Below are 12893 nucleotides of genomic sequence, written 5' to 3' on the forward strand. Positions count from 1 at the left end.
GTGCCCGCGCCCCTGGTTGCCCCCTGGACCCGCACCCGGCTCCGCGCCGCCCCCGCGCCCGCCGCCGCGCTCGCGCTGCTGGTGTGCGTCACCGCGTTCCTCGCCGCCGTCTTCCCTCGCGCGGTCGACACGTACGAGGGCAAGGGGGTACGGGCCGCGATCACCGACGCGGGTCCCGCGCGAAGCTCCGTCGAACTGGCCGCACCCGCACCCGGACTTGAGGTGTCGCGCGCGGAACGCGAGCAGGCGGTGCGGGATTCCGTGCTGCGCGGGAAGTTCCGCGAGGTCGCGTCCGCCATGCCGGAGCCGATCCGCGTCGACGGCACGCAGTCGGCGTACGGCGTCAGAACGGTCCGACCACCCGAGGGCCTGGACCCTTCGCTGCCCCGACCCGACTCCATCGCCCCGCAGTTCACACTGGCCGCCCAGGCCGGTGTCGCCGCCCACGCGCGCGTGCGCGACGGCAGGCTGCCCCGATCCGACGGCACCACCGTCACCGCCGAAAGCCGCCGCATCGAGGCAGCCGTGACCGCCGACACGGCCCGCGTGATGAGGCTGAAGGCCGGCTCCGCGGTCCACATCGGCACCCTGACCGGCGAGCGCGTGACCGTGCGGATCACCGGGATCGTCGAACCGAGCCGCCCCAAGGCCGCCTACTGGTCCCACGATCCCGTCCTGCGCACCCCGTCCCTGATCGACGTGCCCGGCGCCAATTCCCAGGAGCCGCAGAAACGCTGGCACGCCGCCCTGCTCCTGGCCTCCGGCGCGGGCGCCTTCCTGCCGGCCGTCGACCAGGTCCCCCAGCAGTACTGGCGTATCGCCCCGGACTTCACCGCCCTGACCGCCCGCGAGCTGCCCGCCCTGAAGCGCGGCATCGCCTCGCTCGAAGCCGGGCCCCTGCGCACCGAACTGCGCGGCCGCACCGGCCCGGACGCCCTCGTCTCCACCGACCTCGACAAGGTCGTCACCGGGTACGACGGACTGCGCGACGCCGTGTCGCCGATCGTCGCCGTGGCCGCGTACGGAGTCGGCGGGGTCGCCGCCGTGGTCCTCCTGATGACCTGCTCCCTCACCGCCGTACGACGCCATGAAGAGCTCGCACTGCTGCGCTCGCGCGGCGGCAGCGTGCGCGGCGTCGCGGGGCGGCTGCTGGCCGAGACGTCGGTGGTCGCGGTGCCGGCCGCCGCGCTGGGGCTGCTGGGCGCGGTGCTCCTGGTGCCGGACGCGCGGCTCTGGCCTTCGGTGCTCGCGGCGGTCGTGGTGGGAGTGGTGGGCTGTGCGGCGCTCCCGGTCCGTGCGGCGTTCACGCACCGCAGGCCGCGTGCGCACGAGGGCCGCGACGATCTCCTGACGGCGCGGCCCTCGCGGCGGCGGACGGTGGCCGAGCTGGTGCTGTTCGTGCTCGCGGTGGGGGCGGTGGTGACGCTGCGGCGGGACTCGTCCCTGGGCGGCGGTCTGGTGAGCGCCGCGCCACTGCTGGTCGGCGGCATCGCGGCCCTTCTTCTCGTACGGCTGTACCCCCTCCCCCTGCGGCTGTTCCTGCGCCCTCTCGCCCGCAGCCGCGGCGCCCTCGGCTTCCTCTCCATGGCGAGCGCGGGCCGGGCCTCCGCGACGCAGGCGCTGCCGCTGCTCGGACTGCTGCTGGCCCTGACGACGGCGGCGTTCGGTGGTTCGGTGCTCGCCGGGGTCGCCGACGCCCGTGACCGGACGGCACTCCTGGCGGTCGGCGCGGATGTCCGCGTGGAGCGGGGCGACGGCGCGCTGCCGGGGTCGCTTGCCGCGGAGGTGCGGCGGGCGCCGGGGGTCGGGGAGGTGACGTCCGTGCACGTGGACTGGTATCTGCGGCTGCCGGACCAGTCGACCGTGCCGCTGGTCGCGGTGGATCCGGCGGCCTACTCCCGGCTCACCCGCTCGACGGGGCTCGGGCCGGTCGGGGAGGCCGAGTTGGCGGCGGGCGACGATCCGCGGGGGACGCTGCCCGCCGTCGCCTCGCCGGACGTGGCACGGCGGCTCGGCAAGGGCGCGCACTCCTTCCGTACCCCGACGGGGAGCTTCCGGGCGGCGGTCGGGGCGGTTCGGGAGAACACTCCGGCGCTTCCCGCGGGCAGCGCGTTCCTGCTGATCGACCGGCGGCACCTGGAGAGCCCGCCGAGCACCGCGCTCCTGGCCACGGCGGCTTCGGGGCAGCGGATCGACACGGCGGCGCTGGAGCGGGCCGCCGGTACCGGCGTCGAGGTGCGCTCGCGGGCCGCCGAACGCGCCGCGCTCACCGACTCGCCCCTCCAGTCCGGCGCCGAGCGCTGCTACGCGGCGGCGGTCGCGGCGGGCGCCGGTTACGCCGTACTCGCCGTACTGCTCGCCCTGCTGCACTCCGCCCCGCGTCGCGCGGCCCTGCTCGCCCGCCTGCGCACCCTGGGCCTGAGCACCGGGCAGGGGCGCCGCCTCCTGGTCCTTGAGTCCTTGCCGCAGGCGCTGCTCGCGGCGTGCGGCGGGGCGGTGGCGGGCTGGGCGGCGATTGCCCTCCTCGCGCCGGGAATCGACCTGGCCCGCATCGCCCTGACGGGGCCGGGCCGCCCGGTCTCGGGCCTCGGCGCGGTGACCCTGCGGGCGGACCCCTGGTCGCTGCTGCTGCCTGCCGCGGGCGTGGTGGTCCTGACGGCGGGGGTCGCCTTCGTACAGGCGTGGTGGACGACGCGAAGACGGGCGCGGTGGACGACGCGACGGCAGACCTCGACACAGCTGAGGACGGGAGAGACCCCATGACCGGCAGCAGCACACCCCGTACGACCACCACGATGTCACCGTCTTCGCTGGCGGAACTGGAGGCACGGGCCAAGGCCTATCGCGACCGCCCCGCGTACGGCCATGACGCGCTGATCACCTGCGACCGCCTGGTCCGCGTCTTCTCGACGGACGGGGTGGAGGTGCAGGCCCTCCAGGGGCTCGATCTCCTGGTCCGCGAGGGCGAGTTGATGGCGCTGGTGGGCGCGTCGGGCAGCGGCAAGTCGACCCTGATGAACATCCTCGCCGGGCTCGACGAGCCGACCGCGGGCGCGGCGCGGGTGGCGGGCCGCGACCTCCTCACGATGGGCGCGAAGGAACGGCTGAGCTACCGCAGGGAGGTCGTCGGCTTCGTGTGGCAGCAGACGGGACGGAACCTGCTGCCGTATCTGACGGCGGCTCAGAATGTGGCGCTGCCCATGCAGTTGCGCGGACGCACGAGCCGTACGCGCAAGGCCCGACGGGCGTCGGAGCTCCTGGAGCTGCTTGACGTGGCGGACTGCGCGGACCGGCGCCCGCGCCAGCTGTCGGGCGGCCAGCAGCAACGCGTCGCGATCGCGGTGGCGTTGGCCAACAACCCCTCGGTCCTGCTGGCCGACGAACCCACCGGAGAGCTGGACTCGCACACCGCCGAGCAGATCTTCGCCGCGTTCCGCACGGCGAACGAACACCTGGGCACGACGATCGTCGTCGTCACCCACGACCAGGCGGTGGCTTCCGAGGTCCGCCGTACGGTGGCCATCCGCGACGGCCGCACGTCGACGGAGGTCCTACGCCGCACAGAGGTGGACGAGACGACGGGCAAGGAGTCGGTGACGTCCCGCGAATACGCGATGCTGGACAGGGCGGGCCGCCTCCAACTCCCGTCGGAGTACACGGAGGCACTGCGGATGCGGGACAGGGTGGCGCTGGAACTGGAGCGGGACCATATCGGGGTCTGGCCGGACGAGGAGCGCTAGGCGGCGCCTCACTTACCGGCCGCCCCCGCTGGTGGGCAGACGCCCCGCACGACGCCCCGCACGACGCCCCGCACGACGAATCCCACCCGGCCGCCGCCTCTGCCGCTCAAACAGGCGACACGGAAAGCCCCGCGACACCCCCGGCCCGCCGCACGGCAACAGACCCGTAGTCAGTCCGCAACCGAAGCCAAGCCCCACTGGACAACAGGTCCAGCGTTTCGCCCCTCAAGAACCCCAAGGCCTGCGCGGCATGCGCAACCCGAACAGGCAGCCCCGTCCCCCCGACCGACCGGGACCAAATCTCCCGCCCCAGCCGATCCAGTTCGGCCCGAACCCTCTGCTCCGGCGGCAACTCCTCCACCCGAGCCTTGAATTCGGTGACGGCGGCGGCCACGAGCCCCCGCAGCTCCACCATCCCCGGAAGCCCGGCCTCCGCCTGCCACCCGCCCCGAGGCGGAAGCACCCCGGCCCACGGCGGCCCGGTGACGGCCCGCGGCACGACGACAGAGCCCGTAGGCTCCAGGGACTCCAGCAGCTCCCCCGCCGACACGGTGACATCCAGCGACGTGTCGAGCCCGTACTCGTACGGCTTGGCAAGCCGTGCCGTACGAATCGCGAGGACCTCGAACGACGGCGGCCGCCCGAACACGGCGAGGGCGTCCTCCGAGGCCTGCAGCCGGACCGCCGCGGCCTTGTCGTAGTGGATCAGCCGTGCCAGGAAGGCGGCGAGATCCGCCGCCTCCCCGGCATCGGCGAAGTGCAGCTGCGCCGTCATGCGACGAGCGCCTCCGCACCACCGGCGCTGTCGTCCATGTACCCCTCGAGGACGGACCGCTCCTCGGCGGTGATCCGCCGCGGCCGCTGCGCCTCCAGGTTGAAGGGGACGACGACGGTCGAGGCCCGCACATACACCTGCTCGGGGTCCTTGACCTCGTACGAGATGGTGAGCGACGCGGCGCCTATCTTCGTCACCCACGACTCGATGGTCACCGGCGAGTGCCGGTGCACCAACGGCCGTACGTAGTCGATCTCATGGCGGGCCACGACGGACCCGCCGGAGAACGACGGGCTGCCGTCCCCCGGCGCGAGCCGGAACATGAAGTCGATCCGCGCCTCTTCCAAGTACCGCAGGAAGACCGCGTTGTTGACGTGCCCGAAGGCATCCATGTCCGACCACCGGAGGGGGCAGCTGTAGATATGCCGACTCATGACGTGTTCAGCCCCGAGTGAGCTTCTTGTAGGTGGCACGGTGCGGCCGGGTCGCGTCCGCACCCAGCCGGTCGATCTTGTTCTTCTCGTACGACTCGAAGTTGCCCTCGAACCAGTACCACTTGGAGTCACCCTCGTAGGCGAGGATGTGCGTGGCGACGCGGTCGAGGAACCACCGGTCGTGGGAAATGACGACAGCCGCACCCGGGAACTCGAGCAGGGCGTTCTCCAACGACGACAGGGTCTCGACGTCGAGGTCGTTGGTCGGCTCGTCGAGGAGCAGCAGGTTGCCGCCCTCCTTGAGGGTCAGCGCGAGGTTGAGGCGGTTGCGCTCACCACCGGAGAGCACACCGGCAGGCTTCTGCTGGTCGGGCCCCTTGAACCCGAAGGCAGACACATACGCGCGGGAAGGCATCTCGACCTGCCCGACGTTGATGTAGTCGAGCTCGTCGGAGACGACGGCCCAGAGGGTCTTCTTCGGGTCGATGTTGGCGCGGCCCTGGTCGACGTACGAGACCTTGACCGTCTCGCCGATCTTGATGCTGCCGGAGTCAGGCTGCTCCAGGCCCTGGAGCATCTTGAACAGCGTGGTCTTGCCGGCGCCGTTGGGACCGATGATGCCGACGATGCCGTTGCGGGGCAGCGAGAAGCTCAGGTCGTCGACGAGAACCTTGTCGCCGAAGGCCTTGGACAGATTCTCGACCTCGACGACGATCGAACCGAGCCGCGGCCCCGGCGGAATCTGAATTTCTTCAAAGTCCAGCTTCCGCATCTTGTCGGCCTCGGCGGCCATCTCCTCGTAGCGCGCCAGACGCGCCTTGGACTTGGCCTGACGCCCCTTGGCGTTGGACCGCACCCACTCGAGCTCTTCCTTGAGCCGCTTGGCGCGCTTGGCGTCCTTCTGCCCCTCGACCTTGAGGCGCGAGGCCTTCTTGTCCAGGTACGTGGAGTAGTTGCCCTCGTAGGGGTGGGCGCGGCCGCGGTCCAGCTCGAGGATCCACTCGGCCACGTTGTCGAGGAAGTACCGGTCGTGCGTGACGGCGACAACGGCGCCGGCGTACTTCGACAGGTGCTGCTCCAGCCAGTTCACCGACTCGGCGTCGAGGTGGTTGGTGGGCTCGTCGAGGAGGAGCAGGTCAGGCGCTTCGATCAGCAGCTTGCAGAGCGCGACGCGGCGCTTCTCGCCACCGGAGAGGTTGACGACGGGCCAGTCGCCGGGCGGGCAGCCGAGCGCGTCCATGGCCTGCTCGAGCTGGGCGTCGAGGTCCCACGCGTTGGCGTGGTCCAGGTCCTCCTGGAGCTTGCCCATCTCTTCCATGAGCGCGTCGGAGTAGTCGGTCGCCATGAGCTCGGCGACCTCGTTGAAGCGCTTGAGCTTGCCCATGATCTCGGCGGCGCCGTCCTGCACGTTCTCCAGGACGGTCTTCGACTCGTCGAGCTTCGGCTCCTGCATGAGGATGCCGACGCTGAACCCGGGCGAGAGGAACGCGTCACCGTTGGACGGCTGCTCAAGACCGGCCATGATCTTCAGCACCGTGGACTTACCGGCGCCGTTGGGTCCCACGACACCGATCTTCGCGCCGGGCAGGAAGCTCAGGGTGACATCATCAAGAATCACCTTGTCGCCGTGCGCCTTGCGCGTCTTGCGCATGGTGTAGATGTACTCAGCCAAGAGAAACCGTCCGGCAATCAGTGAGTGGGCAGATACACCCCATCTTGCCGTACGGCCACCCCCCGGCGAAAACCGGTTCTCCCTTCACCGGGGGCGAGCGTCCCGTACGGTAGCCGGGCGGCTACCGCGCGTTCACTCCTCCGTCGACGGCTGCGCCGGGTCCTTCTTCTTGCGGAGCAGGAACATGGCCGCCGCGCCGATCGCGACCATGATCACGGCTATCAGGGCGATCATCGGGGTCGCGCTGGAGCCGCCCGTTTCCGCCAGGTCGCCGCCGCCCGTGCCGCCGCCCGCCGACGCGGGGCTCGGGTCGGGGAGGGGCTGGGTCTTGTTGTTGATCGTCTTGGCTTCCGTCTGGCAGTCGAGTACGCCCTTGAAGCGCTTCTCCATGCCGTTCGGGCCCTTGATCGTGAAGTCGTAGGGCTGGTCCTCCTGGAGGGGGATCGTGACGGTGCGCGACGTGCCCGCCTCGATCGTGTGCTTGAAGCCCATCAGGCGGAAGGCGTAGGGCTTGTCGCCCTTGTTGCTCGCCGTGATGTCCACGCCGCTCTTGGCGCAGTTCTTCTCGGCGGACAGGGCGGGGATCGCGCCCTGCTTGGCCCAGGCCGCGGTCGCCGTCGCGGAGACCGTGGATTCGCTGGAGCCCGCGAGGATCTGCGTCTGGCTTCTGGTCTCCGAGGTGAAGGCCCGGCCCACCGGCACCGTCGTCGACGCCTGCACGGTCAGCGCCGCCGAGCCGTCGGGGGTGTCCTTGGGGATGTCGAAGAAGAGCCGGCTGTTGTTGACGGCGGACGTCAGCGGCTTGCCGTTCTTGCCCACGATCTTCACGCCCGTCACCGCCGAGTCGGCCGGCGGCGTTATCGACACCGCGTCCGCGTCGGTGTGCACGGTGACCGGGCCGAGCCGCTCCCCCGCGCGTCCGGAGACCGCCGGCGGGTCGAGCGTCAGGGACGCCTTGGGCTCGGTCGTCGCGCGGGCGTTCCTGTAGAGGTAGTCGGCGAGCTTCTCGGCCTGCGGGTCGAGCGCGTCCACGTCCGCGCCGTCCGAGTAGCGCCAGATCGCCACCTGCGTACCGGCCGCCGCCGACTGCTCGGTGAGGGTGCGCGCGCCCGCCTTCTCGGCCAGCGCCGCCAGGTCGTTCACCTGCGGGTAGGAGTGCTGCAGGATCCAGCGGATCTTGCCCGCGTCCTTGTTCTGGTTCAGGGACGTCCCGCTCCAGGGGGTCTCCTGGTACTTCGCGTCCTTCTGCGTCGGGTTGTGGATGTCGACGCAGTACGTCTGCAGCGTGCCGCCGCCGTCCACCGACATCTCGAAGAGTCCGGCCGGGACCTGCTGGATCTCGCCCTGGTCGCGGACGACCGCCTGGCCGTACGCCTGGAGCCCGCCCAGCGTCGCGGTCGCCCCGCCCCGGTGCTGCGGCATCTCGTCCGCCACGGCCGCACCCGCGGTGGCCGTCGCGCCCGCCGCCACCAGACCGGTCGCCACGGTCAGCGCGGCGAGCCGGGACCTGCCGCGTCTGCGCGAGGTCGCGGCAGGTCGCCCGGAACCCGTACGACCCGCGGTGGCCGCGGAGAGTACCGAGAACGCAGAGAACACAGAACGCGCGAAATGCACCAGAATTCCCCTCCGGACGGGACCCGTTCACAACGAGGGGGGTGGTCCCGCCAGCAGATTGAAAGGGGCAGAATCACCTGCCACCTGCGTGGCATCCACTGCCAACTGCCCCGTGAGCTACGTCCGGCATCCTAGGGACGCGGCAGACCGCGATGCCCTGTACTGCCGTTCGATAACCGATCCGACTCGGAATCGTTATCGCCAACACCCTTTGCGAGCAGGGCTTATCGACAAATCAACGGTTGCCATTCGCCGATAAGCCGCAGATCGGTCGGGCCGCCCGTGACGGACCGTCACCCCGTCGGTTCGGGCTCCGGCTCGCGCGTCACCGGCTGATCCGCGAGCGTGGCGCTCGCCTTCAGCACCCGCCTGAACGCGGCCGTACCGCGCGAGAGGTCGTGGCCGATCGTCGTCGCGTCGATGTCCGCCGACGTCCAGTGCTGACCGCCCCGCTCCTCGTCGCGCACCTTCAACTTCCCCTGCACGATCACCGGTTCACCGATCGCCAGCGAGGCCTGCACATTCGCCCCGAGCGCCCGATTGGCCCACACCGTAAAGAAGTTGGTGTGCCCGTCGGCCCAGGCCTTCTGCACCCCGTCGTAGTACCGCGAGGTCACCGCGAGCCGGAACCGGGACACCGGCCCGGAGGGCAGCTCCCGGAACACGGGCGTCGTCGCGACATTCCCCACCACCGTCACCAAGGTCTCGTTCATGATCGAACCCCTCCCTCGTCCACTCCACTTGCGCTGTCGCAGCCACCGGCACCGCCATCGCCGTGCGTCGCGGCTGCGATCTCAGAGTGCACGCGTCGGCGTGAGTCCGCTGAGCCCTGTGGACCGGCGGGAGGTTGTGGAAAACTCCCTCACCCGATCAGGGGCCGACCGGCTCCCGGTGCGGGGACATCCGTCCGGCCGAGCCCCGCTCAGGGCCCGGCCGACTCCCGATCGATCAGCCCACCCCCACCCCCGTCACCCGCACGTACTGCTCCCGCACCTCCCGATACCGCAGCAGTTCCGCCGCCACCGGATCAAGGACCCGCGCCCGCCCGCACCCCGCGGCCGCCTCCCGCAGTCTTCGTTCCGCGTCCTGGCCGTAGCGCCGCGCCGGGCCCCGCGCCGCCATCCGGCTCGCCCACTCCACGCACGGGCCGCCCACGATGCCGGCCAGCATCAGCAGCACCGGCACCCCCAGGTTCGGCACCGCGATCCCGATGATCTGGGCCACGAGCCAGAGCCCGCCCAGGACTTGGAGCATCGTCATCGCCGCCTGCGCGAGCACCGCGACCGGCCACCAGCCGGGGCGCGGCGGCCGTCCCGCGGGCACTCCGGCCTTCGCGGTGAGTTCGTCGAGCGCCTCGGGCAGCCCCTCCGCACCTCGCACCGCCGCCTCCCGCACGGCCTGCCCCCAGGGGGTGGGCAGGCCCGACGCGGCCTCGTCGGCCACTGAGCGCACGGCGTTCTCCACCCGTTGGCGGGCCGTGGCCTCCTCGTCCGCCGGGGTCGGCGGCACGGGCCAGCCGACGTACTGCGGGGTGCGCTGAGCCTCGTACCAACGCCAGAGCCTGAGCCAGGGCGTGCCGCACGCCTTGCCGGCGTTGCGCCTCCAGGCCCGTTCCGCGGCCTGCCCCGCCGCCGCCGCGCCCACCGCGTCCGCGAGGCGGTCGGCGAACTCGTCACGGGCCTCCTCGCTGAGCCCGATCCGCGTGGGGCCCCGCCCGCCGGGCCCGCCGGCCGCGTACACCGGCCAGAGCCGGTCGGCGGCGGCGTCCAGGTCGGCCTCGATGCGCCGTGCCGCGGCAGTGCGTTCTTGCGTGAACTGGCCGAGGGATTCGCGCAGTTCACCGATCCCGTCGCCGGTCAGCGCGGAGAGGGCGAGCACCGTGGCGCCCGGTTCGCCGTGCTCGCCGAGCGCGATGCCGTCCTCGTCGAGCAGCCGCCGCAGATCGTCGAGCACCTGGTCGGCGGCGTCTCCCGGCAGCCGGTCCACCTGGTTCAGTACGACGAAGGTGACCTCGGCATGGCCCGCCATGGGGCGCAGATAGCGCTCGTGCAGCATGGCGTCGGCGTACTTCTCGGGGTCGACGACCCAGATGACCGCGTCGACGAGCCCGAGGATCCGGTCCACGTGCTCGCGGTGTTCGGCGACCGCCGAGTCGTGGTCCGGCAGGTCGATCAGGACGAGCCCCTGCAGCGTCTTCGTGTCGGGCCCCTGGAGCGGGCGTCTGCGCAGCCGCCCCGGGATGCCGAGCCGGTCCAGGAGGCCCGCCGCGCCGTCGGTCCAGCTGCAGCCGATGGGGGCGGCGGTGGTCGGCCTGCGGACGCCGGTGTCCGAGATCGTCACCCCGGCGAGGGCGTTGAAGAGGGTCGACTTTCCGCTCCCGGTGGCACCCGCGATGGCGACGACGGTGTGCCGGTCGGAGAGCCTGCGCCGGGCCGCCGCCTCGTCGAGCACCCGGCCGGCCTCGGCGAGGGTCGCGCTGTCGAGGCGGGTGCGGGAGAGCCCGACGAGCTCGCGCAGGGCGTCGAGGCGGGTGCGCAGGGGTCCGTCGTACGCGGTGGAGGCGCTGGAGGTGGTGGAGGTGGTGGAAGTGGTGGACGCGGCCCCCGCTTCTCCGTCCACCGCCCCGAACCCATCAGACCGCTCGGCCCGCTCGGCCCGTGCGGCCCCGTCAGCCCGATCGGCCCGATCCATCCGATCCGTCCGTTCGCTCCTGTCGGGGCCCCGCCGCGCGATGAGCCCGTCGTCCCAGGCTCCTTCGGAGGCGCGGCCTCCGGAAGAAGTCCCCGTCTCCTCGGGCCCTTCGGAGCGCTCGTCGTGCTCGGTGTGATCAGTGACGGCAGTCACCGCGGTCACCTCTCCTTCTGCAGTACGGACAGCGCGGCGATCAGTTCGGCCTGGGGTTCGGGGTTCACGTCGAGCGCGTCGAGAGGAGCGAGGCGCCGCTCCCGTTCCGCGCCGAGGACGTTGTCGAGATAGCTGCTGAGGAGGCGTCCGCCGCGGTCCCGCAGCCGGAGCGCTCCGTGGGCGCCGATCCGCTCGGCGAGGGTCTCGCCCGCGGAGCGCGCGCGGCGGCCGCCGAGCAGGGCGGTGGCGAGCAGGGCGGCGACCACTTCGGAGTCGGGGACGAGGTTCTTCTCCAGCTTGTCGAGGCCGCGGACCTCGTCCTCGGCGTACTCCTCCAGGACGCGCCGCCAGCGCCGGACCGCCATCCCGATGCGGTCCTCCGCGCTCTCGGGGGCGCGGACGCGGTCCATGAGTCCGGGGGCCGCGGCGGCGGGCTCGCGCCGCCAGGCCTCGTCGATCCGTTCGTCGGCGGCGGTCACCGCGCACAGCAGCAGCGCCTCCAGGCTCTCCGACACGGCGTCCAGGAGCTCGTCGGCGCCGCAGTCCAGGGGGTAGCTGCGCCACCGCTTCAGCGCGTCGCCCGCGAGCACGGCTCCCGCCTGCAGACGTTCCCGCACGCGCGCGTGCTCGCTCTCGTACGCCTCGTCGACGGCGGAGGTGAGGCGCAGAGCGGCGGCGTACTGCGCGGCGACGGCTCCGGCGAGCTCGGGCAGTCGTACGTCGAGGGACTGGATGACGCCCCTCGCGGTGCGCACGATGGCCTGGGCGCGGGCCGTGGGTTCCTGCGCCCGGTGGGTGAGCCAGGCGCGCAGGGAGGCGACGGCGGTGGCGGGGAGCAGTCCGCCGCCGCCGGTGGACTCGGGCAGCTCGGGCACGGTGAACCGGGGCACTTCGCCCAGGCCCGCCTTGGTGAGCAGCGCCGCGTACTGCCGGGAGACTTCGGTCACCAGCTGGTGCGGGACGCGGTCGAGGACGGTGACGAGGGTGGCGTCGTGCTCCTTGGCGGTACGCAGCAGATGCCAGGGCACGGCGTCGGCGTACCGGGACGCGGTCGTCACCATGACCCAGATGTCGGCCGCGGAGATCAGCTCGGCGGCGAGGATCCGGTTCTCGGAGATGAGGGAGTCGATGTCGGGGGCGTCGAGGAGGGCGAGGCCCTTGGGGAGGGTCTCCACGGTCTCGACGCGCAGCGCGCGCTCGCCTTCGGGGCCGGGTGCCAGCAGGTCGTCGCCGTCCTCGTCGTCGGCCTCGTCCCCCTCCGCGGGCTCGGGCCGGGGCAGCCACACGCGCGTGAGGTCGGGCAGTACACGCATTCCGGCGAACCAGTGGTGGTCCTCCGGATGGCATACGAGGACGGGCGTGCGGGTGGTCGGGCGCAGCACGCCGGCCGCGCTGACCTGCCGTCCCACGAGGGAGTTGAGGAGTGTCGATTTGCCGGCTCCGGTGGAACCCCCGATCACCGCGAGGAGCGGTGCTTCGGGGGCCCGCAACCGGGGCACCAAGTAGTCGTCGAGCTGCGCGAGAAGCTCGTCGCGGTTGGCACGCGCGCGTGGCGCCCCCGCGAGGGGGAGCGGAAAGCGTGCGGCGGCGACACGCTCGCGCAGGGCGGAGAGTGCGTCGAGCAGTTGAGGCCGTACGTCCAAGGTCACCACATGCGAAGAATGCCCAATTTTGGCGGCTTTCTGAAGCATATGAGCGTCTCTGCGCGCCGATCGGACACATGGGACGGAAGGGGCGACTGGGGCGCAGGCATAACGAGTGCACAACACCCGGGGCGTGAGACGCCAAAAGCGATGCAGGATTCGTACCTGCCT

9 protein-coding genes are annotated in these 12893 nt (G+C 71.9%); 2 read left to right on the forward strand and 7 right to left on the reverse strand.

The annotated features are described in order from the left end of the window. Positions 1-2763: an FtsX-like permease family protein gene (locus ACIBKX_RS05305; protein ID WP_363271791.1), complete on the forward strand. Its 2763-nt coding sequence runs from the start codon at positions 1-3 to the stop codon at positions 2761-2763. Continuing rightward, a complete protein-coding gene (locus ACIBKX_RS05310; RefSeq protein WP_363271792.1) occupies positions 2760-3740 on the forward strand; it encodes an ABC transporter ATP-binding protein in 981 nt (326 codons plus the stop codon). The genes ACIBKX_RS05305 and ACIBKX_RS05310 overlap by 4 nt, the downstream gene beginning before the upstream one ends. Before the next feature lie 106 nt (positions 3741-3846). Here the strand turns inward: ACIBKX_RS05310 and ACIBKX_RS05315 are convergent, their stop codons facing one another. The 7 genes from ACIBKX_RS05315 to ACIBKX_RS05345 form a co-directional block, all read right to left on the reverse strand. Next, the gene (locus tag ACIBKX_RS05315; RefSeq protein ID WP_363271793.1) at positions 3847-4515 is read right to left on the reverse strand and encodes a hypothetical protein; all 669 of its coding nucleotides are present in this window, start codon (positions 4513-4515) and stop codon (positions 3847-3849) included. After that, on the reverse strand, positions 4512-4949 hold the full coding sequence (locus ACIBKX_RS05320) for a thioesterase family protein (RefSeq protein WP_363271794.1): 438 nt from the start codon (positions 4947-4949) through the stop codon (positions 4512-4514). Before ACIBKX_RS05320 ends, ACIBKX_RS05315 begins: the two co-directional genes overlap by 4 nt. A gap of 7 nt (positions 4950-4956) precedes the next feature. Beyond that, positions 4957-6621, reverse strand: coding sequence for an energy-dependent translational throttle protein EttA (ettA, locus tag ACIBKX_RS05325; RefSeq protein WP_363271795.1), 1665 nt, complete (start codon positions 6619-6621; stop codon positions 4957-4959). A gap of 132 nt (positions 6622-6753) precedes the next feature. Further along, positions 6754-8217 (reverse strand): Cys-Gln thioester bond-forming surface protein, encoded by a 1464-nt coding sequence (locus ACIBKX_RS05330; RefSeq protein ID WP_399375644.1) that lies wholly within the window; start codon positions 8215-8217, stop codon positions 6754-6756. A gap of 311 nt (positions 8218-8528) precedes the next feature. Further along, complete coding sequence (locus ACIBKX_RS05335) at positions 8529-8948, reverse strand: single-stranded DNA-binding protein (RefSeq protein ID WP_363271796.1); 420 nt, start codon at positions 8946-8948, stop codon at positions 8529-8531. A 235-nt stretch (positions 8949-9183) separates the two neighbouring features. Continuing rightward, complete coding sequence (locus ACIBKX_RS05340; RefSeq protein WP_363271797.1) at positions 9184-11079, reverse strand: GTPase; 1896 nt, start codon at positions 11077-11079, stop codon at positions 9184-9186. Between the two features lie 5 nt (positions 11080-11084). Next, entirely contained in the window at positions 11085-12731 is a 1647-nt protein-coding gene (locus tag ACIBKX_RS05345) for a dynamin family protein (RefSeq protein ID WP_363271798.1), read from the reverse strand. Positions 12732-12893 lie beyond the last annotated feature (162 nt).

It is taken from the genome of Streptomyces sp. NPDC050658, from assembly GCF_044457025.1.
Classification (GTDB): Bacteria; Actinomycetota; Actinomycetes; order Streptomycetales; family Streptomycetaceae; genus Streptomyces.

Bases quoted from the DNA above. Each gene is read 5' to 3' on its own strand.
- ACIBKX_RS05315 (WP_363271793.1), bottom strand. From the start codon at position 4,515: ATGACGGCGCAGCTGCACTTCGCCGATGCCGGGGAGGCGGCGGATCTC.
- ACIBKX_RS05310 (WP_363271792.1), top strand. From the start codon at position 2,760: ATGACCGGCAGCAGCACACCCCGTACGACCACCACGATGTCACCGTCT.
- ACIBKX_RS05335 (WP_363271796.1), bottom strand. From the start codon at position 8,948: ATGAACGAGACCTTGGTGACGGTGGTGGGGAATGTCGCGACGACGCCC.
- ACIBKX_RS05320 (WP_363271794.1), bottom strand. From the start codon at position 4,949: ATGAGTCGGCATATCTACAGCTGCCCCCTCCGGTGGTCGGACATGGAT.